The organism is Bacteroides sp. K03 (assembly GCF_019734355.1).
Classification (GTDB): domain Bacteria; phylum Bacteroidota; class Bacteroidia; order Bacteroidales; family Bacteroidaceae; genus Bacteroides; species Bacteroides nordii.
The window spans coordinates 1-20957 of the sequence record NZ_JAASHC010000009.1 but is presented as its reverse complement, the minus strand read 5'-3'; the positions used below and the strand labels follow the sequence as shown (position 1 = coordinate 20957).

Genomic DNA, 20957 nt, shown 5'->3' with positions numbered 1-20957 from the left:
ATACATGTTGTCCTGCTGATAACATACTATTGGCACATATGAGAATACGTATTCGCCTATTATTGGCTATTTTTGCATTATATATTATAAACACATCTATATATCATGAAACGATTTTTGTCAGTACTCTTTTTAACACTTTTGTCTCATTTGGTTTTGTTTGCGACTCAGTCTTTAGGGAAGTTAGACTTTTTACGGTGTGAATATCTGGTCACTCCTTTAGGTGTTGATGTTCCGACTCCTCGTTTTAGCTGGAGATTACCTGTCAATCTGAATAAGCAGCAAGCTTATCAGGTAATTGTTGGCACAGACTCTGTTGCAGTAGCGAATGGTATCGGAGAAGCGTGGGATTCCGGAAAGATATTGTCTTCGGAGGTACTTACAATGTATGCCGGAAAGGCGATGCAGCCTTATACCCGTTATTATTGGAAGGTTTCTGTCTGGGATGATACTAATAATAACTATACAAGTGCCGTATCTTATTTTGAAACAGGATTGATGGGGATGCACAATTGGAAAGGCAGTTGGATTTCGGATACGCATGATTACCGTTTGAAACCTGCTGCTTATTTCAGAAAAACATTTGATACCGGACGCAAGATCAGGCAGGCACGGGCGTACATTGCTGTGGCTGGATTATATGAACTATCTATTAACGGTACGCGTGTGGGAGACCATCGCCTTGATCCTACTTATACACGTTTTGATCGTCGTACTTTGTACCTGACACATGATATAACCCAATTACTGCAACAGGGAGATAATGCTGTGGGAGTATTATTGGGAAATGGCTGGTATAATCATCAATCTACAGCAGTGTGGAATTTTGATCAGGCTCCCTGGCGTGGCAGACCTAAATTCTGTATGGATATTCGTATAGTCTATGAGGATGGGAAAGAGGAGTTTGTTTCTACAGGATCAGATTGGAAAACGTCATTGAGTCCGGTAATCTTTAATAGTATCTACACGGCTGAGCACTATGATGCCAGAAAGGAACAGGCCGGATGGAATACTCCCGGTTTTGACGATGAGAAATGGAAAAACGCTGCTTGTACATCGGCTCCTTCCAATTTAATTGTTTCTCAGCAGATGCATCCGGTTCGTGATGTGAAACAACTCAACCCGGTAAGGATGACTAAACTATCGGATACAGATTATCTGTTTGATTTCGGACAGAATATGTCCGGGGTTAGTGAACTGATTGTAACCGGAAAACCGGGTACCGAAATAAGATTGAAACATGCCGAAAGAATTGGGGAGGATGGAAAAGTAGACATGTCTAATATTGATTATCATTATCGTCCTACTGATGATTCTGATCCGTTTCAGACTGATATCTTCATATTAAGTGGAAAGGGAGAAGAGTCTTTCCGGGCACGATTTAATTATAAAGGTTTTCAATATGTCGAAGTATTGAGTAACGAGCCTATAGAACTGACAACGAATAGTCTGAAGGCTTATTTTATGCATAGTGATGTACCTGTTGTTGGAAAAGTGACTTCATCGAGCGAACTATTGAATAAAATATGGGAAGCAACCAATCGTTCTTATTTATCCAATCTGTTTGGTTATCCCACTGATTGTCCTCAAAGAGAGAAAAACGGCTGGACAGGCGATGCACATATTGCTATTGAAACTGCGCTTTACAACTATGATGGCATTACGGTTTATGAGAAGTGGCTGGCCGATCATCAGGATGAACAGGCTCCTAATGGTGTATTACCGGCTATCATACCTACCGGAGGATGGGGCTATCATTGGGGAAATGGAGTGGATTGGACCAGTACGATAGCTATTATTCCATGGAATATTTATCTGTTTTATGGCGATAAACATTTGCTCGAATCTGTATACGATAATATAAAGCGGTACGTAGATTACTTGAATTATACCTATCCTTCCGGTATTACAGACTGGGGCTTGGGCGATTGGATTCCTATAAAGGCACGTTCTTCAAAAGAACTGACTTCTTCTATTTATTATTATGTAGATACCGATATTCTGGCTAAAGCAGCTAAATTGCTGAATAAACAGCGTGATTATGAGAAATACTCCGCTTTGGCTACAAAAATAAAGAATAGTATCAATGCCCGCTTCCTGGACGAGCAGAAAGGAATTTATTGCAGTGGACACCAAACGGAACTCAGTACACCTCTATATTGGAATATTGTTCCGGAGCATATGAAGGAATTAGTAGCAAAGAATCTGGCCGAAAAGGTGGAGAAAGACCAAAGTATGGATGTTGGTTTATTGGGAAGCAAAGCGATTCTTAACTCCTTGAGTGAGAATGGATACGCTGATTTAGCCTATAAATTGGCTTCCAAAGATACCTATCCTTCCTGGGGATGGTGGATTAAGAATGGAGCTACCACTCTTTTTGAAAATTGGCGCACAGACGGTTATCGGGATATTTCATTGAACCATATCATGTTTGGTGAAATCAGTGCCTGGTACTACAAGGCTTTGGGAGGTCTGTTTCCGGATGCATCTGCCCCTGGTTTTAAACATATTATTTTAAAACCTAACTTTGTAACCGGATTGAATTCTTTTGAGGCCAGTCATGTTTCACCTTATGGGGAAATAGTTTCATCATGGAATAAAAACAAGAATAAAGTTCAGTATATGGTAACGGTTCCTTCAAACACTTCTGCTTCATTGTATCTTGACGCTGCTTATACTGTTAAAAGTAAGGAAATCAAGTCGCAGATTTTATCTGCACAAAGAGAAGAAGGAAGTATAAAACTTACTCCCGGAACGTATCATTTTGAGATTAGAATTAAATAAGAATATACATACTAACATGACAATAATAAGAAGAGTGGGTAGCGTTTTGCTGTTTTTGATGATTACCGTAGTTGGTTGGGGGCAGCATACAGATCCGAGAACGCGTACATATATCGCGCCGACACGTATTGTTTGGCAGTATAACGGTAGTGGTGGGTTAATTCATAATATTAATGCATTACTGAAACCCGGTGATGGACAAGGGGTATTAACCAATCGCAATTTGTGCCTGCTGAAAAGTACCGGCGGTGAATATCCTTCTTTTCTGGTCGACTTTGGAAAAGAGATACAGGGAGGGTTACGTATTGTTACCGGGCGTTCAAAAAGCAAAGAGCCGGTAAAGATTCGTATCCGTCTGGGTGAATCCGTGAGTGAAGCAATGACTCCTGTTGGGACAAAGGGAGCCATGAATGATCATGCCATGCGTGATTTTACGATGGAACTTCCATGGCTTGGGACTGCAGAGACTGTACATAGTGGTTTCCGTTTTGCACGTATTGACTTATTAGATGCCGATACGGAATTGTTATTGAAAGAGGTCAATGCAGTATCTGTGATGCGTGACATTCCTTATCGTGGTTCTTTCCGTTGTAATGATGACCGGCTGAATGAAATATGGATGACCGGAGCCTATACCGTTCATTTGAATATGCAGGAATATTTGTGGGATGGCATTAAAAGAGACCGCCTGGTGTGGGTAGGAGATATGCATCCCGAAGTAATGACTATCAGCTCTGTTTTCGGATTTAATGAGGTTGTTCCCCGAAGTTTGGATTTATCCCGTGATACCACTCCGCTTCCGGACTGGATGAATAATATCAGTTCTTATTCTTTATGGTGGATTCTGATTCATAAAGAATGGTATCTGTATCAGGGTGATTTGGAGTATCTGAAACAGCAGAAGGACTATCTGACTGGTTTACTAAATCATTTATTGACCAAAGTAGACGAATCCGGTAAAGAGCATTTAGACGGGAAGCGTTTTCTTGATTGGCCTTCCGAGAGGAATAGGCAAGGAATTAATGCTGGTTTGCAAGCTCTTTTATCGATGACTTTTGATGCAGGTGCTATGCTTTGTGAAGCGTTGGGCGATAACGTTTTGGCGGCTACTTGTGCTGAAGTGAGTACTCGCATGAAACAACATGTACCCGATGCAAACGGTTCCAAACAAGCTGCTGCACTGCTTGCTTTGGCAGGTTTGGTAGATGCTGCTGAAGCCGATAATAATGTAATATCAGTAGGAGGAGCCAAGAATTTTTCAACTTTCTATGGATATTATATGTTGCAGGCACAGGCTAAAGCCGGTAATTATCAGGGAGCTATTGATGTAATCCGTACCTATTGGGGCGGAATGCTGGATATGGGAGCTACTACTTTCTGGGAAGATTTCAATTTGGAATGGATGTCTGGTTCTGCTCCGATAGATGAACTGGTTCCTGTAGGGAAAAAAGATATTCATGGAGACTTCGGGAATTTCTGTTATAGCAGGTTGAGGCATAGTCTTTGTCATGGTTGGGCTTCAGGACCTACTGCCTGGCTGAGTGAGCATGTTTTAGGTGTGAAAGTGATGACTCCGGGTTGTCGTACTCTAAAGATAGAGTCTCATTTAGGTGATTTGGAATGGGTGGAAGGTACTTTCCCGACTCCAAAGGGAGATGTTCATATCTCTCATCGCAAACAGAATGGTAAGATAGTAACAAAAGTAAAAGCTCCTAAAGGTGTGAAGATTATTGATTGATAACCTAATGGAACTTTTTTAAATAAGTGGTTTTATGAGAAAGATTTTTATCTCATTGTTATTAATATTAAGTTGTACATATATGCTTCATGCAGAAAGTCGGAAGGGAGCTCAATGGATAACTTCCATTGAGGAAGATGTAGATAATCCTAATACTTGGATTGCTTTTCGGCGGGATATTTTGATAAAAAAGGTTCCTTCGGAAGTAATAGCTCAGATTGGCGTAGATAGTAAATACTGGCTCTGGATAAATGGTAACCTCGTTGTATTTGAAGGTGGATTGAAACGAGGCCCTAATCCCGAAGACACTTACTATGACGAAGTGAATATTGCTCCTTATCTGAAGAAAGGAGAAAATAAAATAGCCATTCTGGTCTGGTATTTTGGGAAAAATGGCTTTTCTCACAAAAGTAGCGGGAAAGCCGGACTAATATTTAAAGTGAAAGATGATAAGTTGGATATTATAAGTAATTCGGAATGGCTTTGTAAAGTCCACCCGGCTTATGGTAACACCGGCAAACCTTATCCTAATTACCGCTTACCGGAATCTAACATTCATTTTGATGCACGATATGATATTACCGGTTGGCAAACAGAGGATTGTAGAAAATACGCTTTCGAAAATGCGAGAGAATTGGGAGACTGGGGAGTAGGCCCTTGGAATAAGTTGGTGAAACGACCTATTCCGTTTTGGAAAGACTTTGGTATAAAGCCGCTTGAAATGCAGCGTATTCCGGGAAACGATAAAGATACAATTATTGCCCGGTTTCCCTATAATATGCAAATGACTCCAGTATTGGATGTAACAGATACTCAGGGCGGAAGCTTAATCTCTATATCCACAGACCACTCCGTGGCAGGAGGGGCAGAAAATGTAAGAGCTGAATACGTCACAAAACGAGGAAAGCAAACTTATGAGTCTTTAGGATGGATGAATGGGCATAAACTGATTCTTGTATTACCGAAAAGTGTAACTGTTAATGCTCTGTCTTATCGGGAAACCGGTTATGATACGGAACCTATCGGTAGCTTCTCTTGCGACAATGAGTTTTATATGCGTTTCTGGGAAAAAGCGCTTCGGACATTGTATGTGAATATGCGTGATACCTACTTTGATTGTCCCGATAGAGAGCGGGCCCAATGGTGGGGAGATGTAGTGTTGCTTATGGGCGAAAGTTTCTATACGTATTCTCCTACAGCACATGCTTTGATGAAGAAAGCAATTTATGAACTGGTCGGTTGGCAAAAGAAAAACGGTGTACTCTATGCTCCCATTCCTTCCGGACGCTCGGATACAGAACTCCCCGGACAATCATTGGCAAGTATCGGGCGTTATGGTTTTTGGAATTATTATTTGAATACGGGAGATAAACAGACGATTGTTGATGCTTATCCTAAAGTTAAGAAGTATCTTGGACTTTGGCAACTGGATGATACAGGTCTGACTGCTTTTAGAAGTGGCGGGTGGACTTGGGGAGACTGGGGAGACCATCGTGATATTCGTCTTATCTATGCCGGATGGCATTATCTGGCATTGGATGGTGCAGCAAAAATGGCCGATGTTTTAGGGTATGAAGGCGATGCTGAAATGTATCGGGAAATAATGAAAAAGCTGAAGGTTGGTTATAATAAATGTTGGAATGGTTATGCCTACAGACATCCGCAATATCAGAAAGAGACGGATGACCGTGCACAAGCATTGGCTGTTATTACAGGTATTGCGGATCAAACCCAATACGACGAGATTTTTAACTTGTTTAAATCACAAAAACATGCCAGTCCTTATATGGAAAAGTATGTTATGGAGGCCCTTTTCATTATGGGACAAAGTAATTATGCATTGGAGCGTGTACAATCTCGTTTTGCTCCGATGGTTGACAATAAAGAGTATTCTACGCTGTTTGAAGGATGGGATATTGGTGAGAAAGGATTTGGAGGAGGTACCGTTAATCATGCATGGAGTGGAGGTGCTTTAACCGTTATTGCCCAATATCTGTGCGGTGTGGAACCATTGAAACCTGGATATGAATTATTTAAAATAGAACCTGATCTTACTTCTTTTAAACAGGCATCTATTACTGTTCCCACAATTGCCGGGCTGGTTAAATCTGCTTTTATAATAGAGCCGGATGTATTTTCCTTAGAGATCTCTGTGCCCCGGAATACTCAGGCCATTGTATATTTACCTGCTGAGCTAGTATTTGATATTTCAATTAATGGTAAGACTCCGTCTGAAAAATATAAGGTAGATATTCGCTTTGAGAAAAAGGGAAAACAGGCTTATCTATTCAATGGAGGTGATTACAGGATTGTAGGAAAGAAATAATATGTGAATCGGATTTTATTTGTGTAAAGAGTACATTTTACCAGGGCAGCTATATTCTGGTAGGATACATCCGTATGAAACCCAAAACAGAACTCTCTGTCGCTTTGAACATCATTTATGATTGCGGCAGAGTTTTTTTTGTATATTTCAATTTCTTATTTTGTAGTATACCTATTATACTAAACTGTGTCCTTTATATTATTCTTGCTTGAAATATATTTCTTTTTGTTACTCGTCTATTAATAAGCAAGAACTCTTTTCATGGTTGTATTTTTTGTGGTAGTAATAATCAAAATTCTCTGTAGGAAAATTAGAATAAACAATGTATATATAATACTTTGTATCTCATTTTTCCTTGTGTTTTTCGAACTTGCAGATTAAATACTTTATGTATATATTGCCACTCAGTTTTTATAAAATCAGTCTAATACGAAACACTTGTTAAGGGGGTATTTTATCGAAAATAAAATGATTCCCAGATTTTTTGAGATATAAAAATGAGACTGTTATGACGCTAATGACCTCATTGTTTATATAGCGATAACCTACTTTAAGAATAAAAAAAAGAATGTGATCATCTGGCCATAACTTCCTGTGAGTATTGATTGTAGGGTATATTGTATTCAATTACGCCAAAAATGTATTTTAAATGTCACTGTACAGATTGGGCATATTAATGGCGAGATTAGGCATAGTGACCTTGTCTGTTACGACTTATATTTGCTTTCAGAAACAACATAGAATGATGTTTTTAATTGGTATTTCAATTCAGGTAAAAAAAGATTTGTTGATGTGAAGCTGGAAGTAATTGAGAGGGAGTAAAGAAGTACAAGAATAGAATTGTTTTCTTCTCCCACTCTTTACTCCAAAAAAGAATTGTTTAACCTTATTATATAATGAGTATGAAGAAATATCCTCCTTAGTGATATATCAATCGTGTATAATCTATAAAAATGAAGTGTAAACTCTAAATCTATCAGCCTATGTAGTATGAGTGAAGTGTTCTGTTGAATTATAAGAAATCGGGAATTTCTTATGAATAGTTCCTTTTTTAATTAATCAAATATTTAAACTATAGAAAAATATGCTTTATAGGAATTGTATAATACGTAATGCTCTTGGAATAGTCCTTTGTTCCATAATGATAGGGAGTCAAGCGTTTGCTAATGTGAAGGAAGACTCGGGCAACGCTATGGAACCGAAAGAGGTACAGCAGCAATCTATTAAAATTAGTGGTATTGTCTCCGATGATCGTGGAGAAACTATTCCAGGTGCCACTGTAATGATTAAGGGTACCACAGTCGGTACTACAACAGACTTAAATGGAGAATATAGTATTAATGTACCCAACGCTAAAGCCGTTTTAGAGTTTCGTACTATTGGTTATAAGCCCGTAGAAATAGCAGTAGGTACCAAACGCATTATAAATGCAGTGTTGTATGAAGATGCACAGACGTTGGATGAAGTAACGGTAGTAGCTTTTGGTAAACAGAAGAAAGAGAGTCTCACCTCTTCCATTACTACGGTGAAGCCCGCAGAATTGAAAGTACCGGTGAGTAACCTGACAACAGCCTTGGCTGGTAGTGTGGCAGGTATGATTGCTTACCAGCGAAGCGGTGAGCCGGGTGCCGATAATGCCGACTTCTTTGTTCGTGGTATCACTACATTTGGTTCCAATACAAATCCATTGATTTTGATTGATGGCGTTGAGTTGACATCTACTGACCTGGCGCGTCTACAACCGGATGAAATAGAAAGTTTCTCTATTATGAAAGATGCTACTGCAACGGCTCTTTATGGAGCTCGTGGTGCTAACGGTGTAATTTTGGTTACAACTAAAACGGGTAAGAATGGTCCGGCTAAAATTCAGTTACGTGTAGAAAACTCAATTTCTATGCCTACACAGAATATTGAATTGGCTGATCCGATTACTTATATGAAACTGGAGAACGAAGCTGTTCTTACGCGTAATCCGTTGGGCCAATTACCTTATTCGCAAAGTAAAATAGAAAGAACTGCTGCTGGTTATGATCCGATACTTTATCCGGCTAATGACTGGCAAAGTATGTTGATGAAAGATTTTACGATGAATCAACGTGTCAATTTGAGTGTAAGTGGTGGTGGAGGTGTAGCGCGTTACTATGTAGCTGCTTCTTTCAATAGAGATAATGGCTTGTTGAAAGTAGACAAGCGGAATAACTTTAATAACAACATTCAGGATAATATTTATAATCTGCGTGCAAACGTCAATATCGATGTTTCTAAAACGACTGAAATGATTGTCCGTTTGAATGGTAACTTCGAGGATTATACCGGTCCATTGAAAAGTGGTTCTGATACGTATAAGATGATTATGCATTCAAATCCTGTTATGTTCCCTGCTTATTACTCGGCTTCGGATGCCAATATAGTAGCTTCACATATTTTGTTTGGTGGTGCTATTATGGATGCACAAAAGGGGAATTATTATACCAATCCTTATGCAGAAACAGTGCGTGGATATCAGGATAAAACACGTTCTCAGATTTTGGCTCAATTGGAATTGAAGCAAGATTTGAAATTTATTACAAAAGGTTTATCGGCACGTGTTATGCTGAATATAGCTCGTTTGTCTCAGTTTGCCGTAAATAGAAGTTATACTCCTTTTTATTATACAATGACTTCTTTTGATAAGAATACCGGGCAATATGTACTTAACTGTTTAAATACTGAAGGGAATGGACGTGGTACTGAATATCTGGGATTCTCCGAAGGTGCCAAAGTTATGACAAGTTCTAATTATTTAGAAGCGGCAGTTGATTATAATCGTACGTTTGGAAAACACGGTGTGAGTGGATTATTGGTATTTCAGGGACGTGAAGAACGTGAAGGACAAGCTAACAGTTTGCAACTATCATTACCATCCAGGAATATAGGTCTATCCGGTCGTGCAACTTATTCTTTTGATCAAAGATACTTTGGAGAGTTTAACTTTGGATACAATGGTTCTGAACGTTTTGATAAAAAACATCGTTTTGGCTTTTTCCCGTCTGTTGGTGTGGCATGGGTAGTTTCTAACGAAAAATTCTTTGAACCCGCGAAAAACATCTTTTCTAATTTAAAACTCCGTTATTCTTTTGGTCTGGTTGGTAATGACCAGATTGGTAGTAGCACAGACCGTTTCTTCTATTTATCTGAGGTAGAAATGAATACCGGTGGTTATACATTCGGTCGTGATTTTAAGAATAAAATATCTGGAGTAGCGATAAAACGTTATGCCAATCCTGATATTACATGGGAAATTTCTCGTAAACAGAATTATGCACTAGAATTAGGGCTTTTTGATAAGTTGAATATAATAGCTGAATATTATACGGAATATCGTAAGAATATTCTGATGACTCGTGCAGATATACCTTCTACGATGGGGCTGGCAGCTGCATTAAGATCTAATGTCGGTGAAGCATCTGCCAAGGGAGTTGATTTGAGTCTGGAGTATCAGCAGGTTTTCAATAAGGATCTATGGGCATCAGCTCGTGCTAATTTCACATATGCTACTAGTAAGTACGAAGTATACGAAGAATCGGCTTATAAAGAACCTTGGAGATATAGAGTAGGTAACTCATTGGCGCAACAGTATGGCTATATTGCAGAGCGCCTGTTTGTAAGTGATGAAGAAGCAGCTAATTCTCCGAGTCAGATTGGCGTTAATAAAGATGATAAAGCAGAACCTGCACGTGGTGGTGATATTAAATATTTGGATGTGAATAATGATGGTGTGATCGATGAAAAAGATATGGTTCCTATCGGTAACCCTACGACTCCGGAAATTGTGTATGGTTTTGGCTTTTCTGCCGGCTATAAGAATTTTGATTTCTCTGTGTTCTTCCAAGGATCGGCTAATACCTCATTTTGGATTGATGCAAATGCCACTGCTCCTTTCCAGGATAATACACAGTTGTTAAAAGCATATGCGGATAGTCATTGGGCCGAAGATCATCAGGATGTATATGCAGTATGGCCGCGATTAAGTCGTACTAAGAATGTGAATAATACAGTACAGAGTACTTGGTTTATGCGTGATGGTGCATTTATGCGTTTGAAGCAAATGGAAATTGGATATACGTTACCAAGAAAAGCTCTGAATAAGATGCACCTGTCTAATCTTCGTTTTTATTTGAGCGGAAACAATCTGTTGAAATTTAGTTCATTCAAATTGTGGGATGTTGAAATGGGTGGTAATGGTTTGGGATATCCATTGCAGCGTGTGTTTAATATTGGTTTTAATTTGAGTTTTAATTAATAGCAATTATGAGAAAGAAATTTATATATATAGGAATGTTGGCTTTAATGCCATTCTTCAACTCATGCGCAGATTATCTGGATGTGGTTCCGGAAGGAACAGCTACTATCGAAATGGCATTTCATATGCGTTCGGAAGCAATTAAATATTTAGCTACTTGTTACTCTTATATGCCTTCTCATGGAAACTCAACCTGGGATCCCGCACTATTGGGTGGGGATGAATTGTGTGGAGTTACAGAAAGTGGACGTATTGACAAAGACTATGCGCTGAATCTTTCAAGAGGAGCGCAATCTACTGCGAACCCTTTGTTAGATCGTTGGTCTGATTATTACAAAGCATTGAGAGACTGTAATATTTTTCTGGATAATGTAGCTTCTGTTCCGGATCTTCCTGCCTGGGAAAGAGACTTATGGATCGCTGAAGTGAAAGTCTTGAAAGCCTATTATCATTATCAGTTGGTCTTGATGTATGGTCCTGTACCTATTATTCGTGAAAACCTTTCGGTAGATGCAGGGGTAGATGAAGTAAAAGTACCCAGAAATACAGTAGACGAGTGCTTTGCATATATTGAAGAGCTACTGGATGAGGCTATTAATATGCGTTCATTACCATTACAGGTATACGCACCGGCAGATGAGTTGGGACGTATAACTTTGCCAATTGCGCATATGATAAAAGCGAAAGCTATGACAACGGCAGCCAGTCCGTTATTTAATGGGAATAATGACCAGGCGACTTTAAGAAACCATGATGGAACACAGCTGTTCAACCAAACAGAAGATAAGCAAAAATGGGTGAAAGCCGCAAATGCTTGTAAGGCGGCAATGGATGTTTGCAAAGAAGCTGATCTTAAATTGTATCAATATACAGAGGGTTCAAATACAATGGATCCTCGTTACAGACAGCAAATGACGCTACGCCGTATGTTTAATGAACGTTGGAACAGTGAGTTGATCTGGGCTAATACGAATAGTCGTGTTGGTGGTGGTAATACAGGATTGCAACAAATCACCACTCCCAAGTTAAATTCAACTTATAAAGATGCTCCTGAAATCCGTTCTTTGGTAGCAGCTGCTTTAAAGATGGCAGAAACATTTTATTCTGATAATGGAGTGCCTATTACTGAAGATATAAACTGGAATTATGCTACTAAGTATGAATTGCGTGATATCCCACGTGCTGAAGATCATTATGGATTCTATCTGGAAGGTGGAGAGACGACAGCGCGATTAAATATGGACAGAGAACCCCGTTTTTATGCATTCTTAGGATTTGATCGTGGAGCATGGCACGGACAGGGCAAGAAAGATACAGAACAGCCCTTTTATGTTCATGCAAGAAGAGGAGATACCGACGGGCAAGAAACTGTGGGAAAGGGACCGTTAACCGGTTATTGGCCTAAAAAATTAGTATATGATGAGAATGTATTGACCTCTATTACTCAGTATAGTTATACAGAATATCCATGGCCTATTTATCGTCTTTCGGACTTATATTTACTTTATGCCGAAGCTATTAATGAGGCATATGGTCCTGAGGGCGGACTTGTAGGTGAGGAAAATGCCGTTGCCGAGAATCCGTTTACCTACATTGATGCCATCAGAGAACGCGCCGGTTTGAAAGGAGTAAAAGAATCTTGGAGTAATTATTCCAACAATCCAACTAAGTATACTACTCAAACAGGTTTAAGAGCTATTATACAACAGGAAAGAATGATTGAACTGGCATTTGAAGGTATTCGTTTTTGGGATATCCGTCGTTGGAAAACGGCTCCGAGCTTGTACCAGACTTCAATGCAGGGTTGGGATATGACCCAATCCAGAGCGAATTATTATTATCGTTCTATGGTCGTTTATAAACAATCATTTGGCGTAAAAGATTATTTCTGGCCTATCAGTAATGATAATATATTGAAGAATGATAATCTGGTTCAGAATATTGGTTGGTAATCTAAAATTAGAAAGTTAATATGAAAAGATCATTATATATAGCACTTATCTCTCTATTATTTGTAGGGATGGGTTGTAAAGAGGAGGGTCGTTTAGACCATATTGATATGTCGGCTCCTGCTCCGGAACAGATATATGATATAACAGTGAGAGCTACTGCTGGTGGTGCTGTTTTAAAATATAAAATGCCAAAAGATGAAAATTTACTATATGTAAAGGCTGTTTATCAAATTGAAACGGGTGCAGTACATACTACTAAAGCCTCATGTTATGAAGACTCATTGGTGTTGGAGGGGTTTGGGGAAGTAAAATCTTATCCGATTAAGATTTATAGTGTAGGACGAAATGAAAAAGAGTCGGTTCCGGTGACTTGTGAAGTTACTCCATTGACTCCTGCTTATTTAAACGCTTTTGAACATCTGGAATTGAAAGCGGGTTTTGGGGGAGTATCTGTTAGTTTTAAAAATCCCGATCGTGCAGCATTAGCTATTGTACTATTGGGAGATACTGCAAATACAGGTGAATATAAAGAATTTGAGACATTCTATACAGAGGCCTCTATGGGAAGTTTTCCTTTTCGGGGACTGCAAGCCAAAGAAGGACGATTTGCTGTATATCTGAGAGATCGTTGGGAACATTATTCAGGTACTAAGGAAGCTGTTTTAACTCCATTGTATGAAGAAGTAATTCCCAAAGATAAATTTAAGAATGCTGCTTTACCAACAGATACTTATGAACCAGTTGAAGGTAATTATAATTCATACTCTATAGAACATTTATGGGATGGAGTGGCAACGGATAGAAATAGTATGTTTGCAACTACTAAGTCGGCTCCGATACCTCAATGGTTTACTGTTGACTTGGGGCGTAAGGCAACAATAAGTCGTGTAAAACTTCATCAACGTGGTAAAGGTTCTCGCCAGGAAATCCAGGTATATAGTGAAGCGAATGTAAAGAAATTCGAGTTGTATGGGAGTTTGTCACCAAATCCGGATGGAAGTTGGGATGATAGTTGGACCCCATTGGGCACATTCATTGCAGATAAACCTTCCGGTGAATCTGGGACAGTAACAGAAGAAGATCATCAATATGCTTGTGTACAGGGTGTTAATTATGATCTGGAAGAATCTGAGTTTTCTCCTAATCCTTATATTCCGGTAAGATATCTACGTTTTAAAGTTCTGGAAACTTACATGGGCCAGACCACTTCCGGATCAATTTGGATTTCTGAGTTGGATGTTTATGGACAAGAGATAAAATAGAACGATAAGTACTAATAATTTAGAGTTGAAATAAAATGAAAAAAATATTTTATAGTTTTATACTGTTGTCTGTGCTTTTAAATTTTGTTTCTTGTAAAGACATGGACGGTACTTATGAAGAATACATTGTACCCAATGGGCGTGTGTATCCGGGAGTAGCTAAAAATCCGGTAGTATATGCCGGAAAGAACAGAGTACAGTTGCAATGGTTGAAGGGAAAAGATCCGACGACTGTACGTGCTGAAGTATACTGGAACAATTATACCAATGTATATAAAGTCAATTACTCTGACTATGAAGGTGATACAATAAGATGTATCATACCTGATTTAGCCGAGAATTCATATTCTTTCATCATTCGTTCATTCAATGAGGCGGGTGATATCTCTGTTCCGACTGAAGTTATTGGATGGGCACGTGGTGAAAATTATCAGGCAATCCTGACAAATCGTGATTTTGATGATGCTTCTCTGGATGATGGAAATCTGGTGATTGCTTGGGGATTAGCTGATCTTTATAATGGAGCCATTGCTACTGAGATTGAGTATATTAACACAGATAATGAGAAAGTTTGTGTATGGGACCCAATTAAAACAAATGCTGATACGATTACGTATGAAAATTATAAAATCGGTTCTGAATTTAAATATAGAACGGCGTTTGTTTCTGACTCTTTAGTGGTTGATACTTTTTATACAAGTTGGGTGAGTAATCCGGGAGTAGCTAAGATTCCTGTTACTAATTGGACCATTACAGCGAGTACTACTGCCGGAGGTGCTTATGTAGCGGAAAGTGCTATTGATAATGACTATAGAACTTATTGGCATTCCAAAATCAGTCCATTACCTACGGCTTACCCTCATTGGCTGGCTATAGATATGAAAGAAAGTTATAAGCTAGGACGTCTTGAATTGATTCGCCCTCAGGACGCTGTAAATTCTACTATCTATGATTTTATACTGCAATATAGTCAGGATGGTACTACTTGGACGGATATACAGTCTTATAGAATGGAAGATGTTGATGGGGTACAGTCATTTAATATTCCTGCTAATGCTGGGGAAACCCGTTATTTCAGAATTTATGCTGTCAATGGTAAGGATTCCAAAAAAGCAGCTTTGGCTGAGATTGCTGTTTTTCTGGCGGTAGAATAAATTTAATAACGCAATAATAATGGGTGGGAGCCGGGCTTCCGGTTCGGTTTCTACCTGTAATTATTCCTAATAGAACTATATGAAAAATATAAAAACGGTTCTTCTTTCGCTCTGTTTGTTTACCAGTTCAGGAGCTTTTGCTGTAACTAATGAATTATTGGCGGTTGGAGCCAGCGATACAGATATTACGACTCGTAGCCTGACTTCTGAGCAACAAGTATCTATTGATGAAGTCTCTGAGGTTTTAGTGGCCAGGCAATTAGTGGATGATCCGCCTGCTGATACTGAAGTTAAAAAGTGGATGGATTCAATGAATTCGGATGGAAGCTGGAGTGATGGGAAATATGGGCAAATGAATGCGGCAGGTAATACGGCTCCTAATCGTTTGGTAGTAATGGCCAAAGCATATCGTCATTCAAAGAGTGGTTATTATATGAATGAACGCTTGCTGGAACGTATTGTAGCCGGGTGTACTTATTTCGCAGATAATCATCCTCAGGAAACCGGAAAACGAGGAGATCCGGGATACAATTGGTGGTACGATGAAATTGGAGTACCACAAAAGTATATGATTCCGTTGTTATTAGTCAAAGGATATGCAAACCAAACGCAATTGGAATATTGTTCTAAGAAATACCTTCGGAATATGGTTCAACGTTTTTTAGGCGGAGGTAAAAATCTGACCTGGATTTGTGAGATAGCCATACATAAGGGGTGTATAGAGAATGACTTCGCTGGTGTGAAGGAAGCTTTTGACGGAATAGCTTCTACACTTACAATTGTAAGTAAACAAGGAGATGAAGGGATAAAAATTGATGGTAGCTTCCATCAGCATCATGAACAAATTTATTCCGGAGGGTATGGAATGTCGATTACCAATGATATTTCCGGTTATATGGAGATTGCTGCTGGAACATTGTTTGATGAGGCCTATACGGGAGATAGAATAGAGTTATTCCGTAATATGTTGTTACAGGGACATCGTTTGTTCGGATATCGTAATGCGTTTGACTTTGGTACCATGGGACGTAATATCTCTCGTGACTCAGGAGGTAATCGAACCAATATAGATCCTCTTGTCTTGCGTCGGATGATAAAAGCTGATCCGGAGTATAAGGCTGATTATGAAGCCTGGATAGATCATATTGAGAATGGCGCTCCCTTCCCTTTGAATATCAACAAACATTTCTGGAAGTCGGATATGATGACTCAACATGGCGCTAACTATTATATGTCGGCCAAAATTATTTCTAACCGTACATTAGGGACGGAAATGATTAACAGTGAGAACAAGTTAGGTTATAATTTGCCAATGGGAGCAACCAATATTTTAACAAGCGGTAATGAATATAATGGTGGGGCTTATGGCCATGCGGGAGCTATTTACGGTATTTGGGATTGGGCTCGAATTCCTGGTACGACTGCTGCACAAAGCGTTGATTCTGCCCGTTTGGGCGGCTATTTGTATGGCACTAATAGCTTTGGTGGTGGTGTAAGCAACGGTGAGGATGGAGTATTGGCGTATAAGCACGATTATCGTGGGTTAAAAGCTCAGAAAGCCTATTTCTTCATTGATGATTGTATGGTTTGCCTGGGATCGGGAATAACAACCAATGGGAAGTCGTCGATTGCTACCTCCGTGAATCAGGCTTTCTTTGGTGCTCCGGCAGTCTTTGGCTTGACAGACGGTACAATTAATACGCAGACAGCGGTAACTCCTTTGACTCGTTGGACTTCATACGATAACACTTTATCCTGGATTCATCATGATAATGTGGGGTATATTTTCCCTGAACAAGGGCAAATAACTGCCGGTGCCATCCTTCAAAAAGGTAATTGGACTAATATAGGTACAGATACTTCGACTGGAAGTGATCAAGGTCGTGTATTCAGTGCTTATTTTGATCATGGAGTGGCTCCGCAAAATGCAACTTATCAATACATTGTAGTGCCGGATATGTCTTTAGACAATTTTGAAGCATTTACAAAAAATCATGATTTTGAGATAATAGCTAATACCAAATCCGTACAAGCAGTACAGCATGGTAATAAATATGCGGTTGTCTTCTATGAAGGAGCTGAAGTAACGATGGGTGATTTGAAACTTTCAGCCGGTGGTCCTCTGATGGTATTGGTGGTAGTGGAAAATGGCGAATATCAGGTGTCTGTATCCGATCCGACCTATAGAGCCGGACGTCCGGTATCATTGACATTAAATAAAAAATTGATTGGTGGTACTGAATTATCTGATGGTACAAAAATAGAACTTAGAATGCCTTCAGGAGACTATACAGGTAGCACTGTAACGAATGTATATCAGGCAACGGGCGGAACAAGCATAGGAAAAACAGAGTTGAATGAGCAAGTGGCTGTCTATCCGAACCCGGTGGATACTGAATTGAATGTAAACTTTGAGGCAGGGGTGTTCAATAAAATAGAATGTCTGTCTTTACAGGGAGTTACTCTGCAGCAGATATCAATTGAATCTGTTGAATGCGGCAAGACTATATCTATGTATGGTTATGTTCCAGGATGTTATCTGATACGTTTGATTGGTGAAAACACTGTTTGTGTGAAGAAAATATTGAAGCAATAATATGAATCTTAAAAAAAGAATGCCTATGAAACAAAATCTCTGAGAAGTAAAAGAATACACTAATTCAATATTATAGTGAACTTTATTTTTAAATGAATTTATTAATTTTAATTTTTTGAATTATGAAAAAGAATACTCAGTACCGTTTTATGTTGACAGCTTGCTTATTTGCTGTTGGTAGTATGTTTTCAAGTTTGAGTGCGCAAGATGATAAGTTTGCATCTGGTGTTGGTTCGGAGATGGATCCATATGTGATTAAGACAGCAGAACATCTGAATAATATCCGGACTGCAGCTAATGCCTATTTTGTGTTGGACAATGACATTGATTTAACTGAATTTCTACAAGACTCTGAAGAAGGCTGGGAGCCTATTACTGCCTTTTCTGGTAACATAGAGGGATTTCATTATTCTATCAAAGGGCTTTGGATTAACCGCCCTGGAGCAGACAACCAGGGATTTATTGCTAACATAGCTGGTGATAGCTTTGCACAGATTACACATCTTGGTCTGGTTCTTGATGCAGAAAAAGGAATTAATGGTAAAGATAATGTTGGTGGACTGGTTGGTCAGGTAATTGGGAAAAAACTGAATGTAAACGGTTGCTTTGTTACTGGCGGACCGATTAAAGCAGCCGCAGCCAGTGTTGGGGCTATCATTGGTACTTGTGCAAATAGTAATGGGCAGGTGAATATTTCAGACTGTTATTCAACGAATGATATTTCTGGTTCTGGTAATGTTGGTGGGATTGTGGGCTATCTGTTAAATACATTTGTATTGAAAATAGATAGATGCTATAGTCTGGGAACATTGACTTCTAATGGGAGCGCTGGTAGTATTTTAGGATATGGTGGTTGGAGTAATTCTAAGCAGAAACCTAATGGCACATCTTATATTAAGAACTGTGTTGCTTTAAACAAGCTTATTCAGGCACCTACATATAATACGGATGGAACAGGTAAAGGTGCAGGTCGTATTTTAGGTTTTAATCGTATAGTAGAAGGTGAATTGCTCACTATGATTCTTGAAGGTAATTATGCATACGAAGGTATTGATCTGCAGTGCGAGAATAAAGAGTTAATTTCTGACGAAACAGGAAATGATGGCTTAGCAAAAACTTTGGCTGATCTTACCAAACAAGAAACATATGCTAATTGGAAGTTTGCTTATGATGAAAATGATGAAACAGATGTTTACTATACCTATTGGAGAATGCCTGCCGATAATGATTATAAACTTCCGATTCTGGCATTTGCTGCCGATGATATGACTTTAACCAATCAACCTACAACGATGCCTGATCATCTAAAAGGTGGTGGAGTTGGTATTACTTCTGAAAAAATATCGAATGTTAAGATTCTGTTTAATAGTGAATCAAATGATGTCACAATCATCGATAAGGCCGCTGATTCAGTAGTTTATATCTATGATAACATGGGTCGCCAGGTTATTCAGAGTACACAAGCTGTAATCAATTTAGATGCACTGGCTAATGGTCTTTATATTGTAAAGGCTGAAGGTGCTGTGGCTAAAATAATGAAATAATGGATTGTCGATGAATATAATCTTGCATACTGTGAGAAGTTAATTAAGAGATAAAATGAGGACAGGAGAGGTGTTTTTAGATACTTCTCCTGTCTTTTTATCTTGATCTGAAATTTAAGGCCTGTTTTTACGAATAAGTCTGTTAATCAATTTGTTCAACCAACCGATACTATAAATGTTTATAAACCTTTATATCCATTTATAATCCAACGATGAAAACAATAAAAAAAGATATTTTACTTTACTCTTTTAGCTTTATATTGGTTATTTATTTTGGCTATTTGATATTTGTAAAAGTAGTAGAAAGAAACTCTTTAGATAAAAATGTTGAATATGTAGATGCAGTCATAGTCGATTTTTCTTCTGGCCCTCGAATGAGGTCTTATCTTGATTATAAGTTTTTTGTCAAAGAAAAGGTTTATTATGGAAGTGGAAAGCATTATCCTATAAGCGATACATTGTCCATTGGAGATACTGTTGTTGTGGTTTATGACAGGATGAATCCAAATAATAATAAAACATATAGAGATTACAAGTAAAAAGTGTCTGAGCATTTTCAGGAGGTTTTTGAACAGTAATAGAAGTCTTATCCTTTTATATATTATAAACGATGAAAATAAAAATCATTTGCTTTATTGCAATAACACTATTCATTTACTCTTGTAAAACTCAAAAATTGGTAGAATATAAGAGTATGGAAATTGAAGGGACTTTCTTTGGCATGAGAGAAACAATGGGCTTTAAATATCAATATATTTTAGAACTTAATCAGAATGGATCGTTCTTTTTTTAAATAATAGTTCAGGATGCTATGCCACAATGTCAGGGAAAGTGGAGATTTGAAAATAACAAATTTATAATTTTAGATTGTCATGAGGTTTCTGTTTGGGAAACACTTACTAATGGGTCTATGAATAGTCGTGATTATAAAATAAAAATAAGTTTAGGTATAATAATGTAATACTAAAACGAAAAAATGATTAATATGTCTAGCTCATAAAGTCTGGTACTATTAAAAAATAGACTAAAATAGTAGTTATTAAGCGATCAAATATACGGTGAGGATATTTGATACCATCTAAGAATTCATAAGTATAAGAGATGTAGAAAGCTCTGTTTGTAATAATTTCAGATTGTAAAATAAATACTCTCTTTCGTGAAATACAAATAGATTGTGATGAAAAAAATATACAGTAATTGGTCTTTGTAATTTCTTGATAATGAGTGTGTTAATAGCCCTTGTTTTTCCTCTACCATTATCTTTGCCATGGAAAACATAGTTCTTTATGAACGTTAATAAGAATAAATTTCTTAATATT

At 38.4% G+C, this 20957-nt stretch carries 10 protein-coding genes; all 10 read left to right on the top strand.

All coding sequences use genetic code 11. The annotated features are described in order from the left end of the window. The first annotated feature begins 105 nt into the window (after window positions 1-105). Window positions 106-2784 (top strand): alpha-L-rhamnosidase, encoded by a 2679-nt coding sequence (locus HCG69_RS08640; protein WP_221649726.1) that lies wholly within the window; start codon window positions 106-108, stop codon window positions 2782-2784. 16 nt (window positions 2785-2800) lie between these two features. Continuing rightward, window positions 2801-4522 (top strand): alpha-L-rhamnosidase C-terminal domain-containing protein, encoded by a 1722-nt coding sequence (locus HCG69_RS08635; protein ID WP_221649725.1) that lies wholly within the window; start codon window positions 2801-2803, stop codon window positions 4520-4522. A 34-nt stretch (window positions 4523-4556) separates the two neighbouring features. Beyond that, window positions 4557-6848: an alpha-L-rhamnosidase C-terminal domain-containing protein gene (locus HCG69_RS08630; RefSeq protein WP_255585601.1), complete on the top strand. Its 2292-nt coding sequence runs from the start codon at window positions 4557-4559 to the stop codon at window positions 6846-6848. A 1141-nt stretch (window positions 6849-7989) separates the two neighbouring features. Further along, complete coding sequence (locus HCG69_RS08625) at window positions 7990-11130, top strand: TonB-dependent receptor (RefSeq protein WP_255585600.1); 3141 nt, start codon at window positions 7990-7992, stop codon at window positions 11128-11130. 8 nt (window positions 11131-11138) lie between these two features. Next, entirely contained in the window at window positions 11139-13082 is a 1944-nt protein-coding gene (locus tag HCG69_RS08620; protein WP_221649723.1) for a RagB/SusD family nutrient uptake outer membrane protein, read from the top strand. Window positions 13083-13102: 20 nt separating this feature from the next. Beyond that, the gene (locus HCG69_RS08615; RefSeq protein ID WP_221649722.1) at window positions 13103-14344 is read left to right on the top strand and encodes a DUF4959 domain-containing protein; all 1242 of its coding nucleotides are present in this window, start codon (window positions 13103-13105) and stop codon (window positions 14342-14344) included. Between the two features lie 35 nt (window positions 14345-14379). Beyond that, window positions 14380-15498, top strand: a complete 1119-nt coding sequence (locus HCG69_RS08610; RefSeq protein WP_221649721.1) for a DUF4998 domain-containing protein — start codon at window positions 14380-14382, stop codon at window positions 15496-15498. 79 nt (window positions 15499-15577) lie between these two features. Further along, window positions 15578-18094, top strand: a complete 2517-nt coding sequence (locus HCG69_RS08605; RefSeq protein WP_221649720.1) for a polysaccharide lyase family 8 super-sandwich domain-containing protein — start codon at window positions 15578-15580, stop codon at window positions 18092-18094. A gap of 122 nt (window positions 18095-18216) precedes the next feature. Continuing rightward, window positions 18217-19638, top strand: coding sequence for a T9SS type A sorting domain-containing protein (locus HCG69_RS08600; RefSeq protein ID WP_221649719.1), 1422 nt, complete (start codon window positions 18217-18219; stop codon window positions 19636-19638). A 212-nt stretch (window positions 19639-19850) separates the two neighbouring features. Then, entirely contained in the window at window positions 19851-20177 is a 327-nt protein-coding gene (locus HCG69_RS08595) for a DUF3592 domain-containing protein (protein WP_221649718.1), read from the top strand. Window positions 20178-20957: the final 780 nt, after the last annotated feature.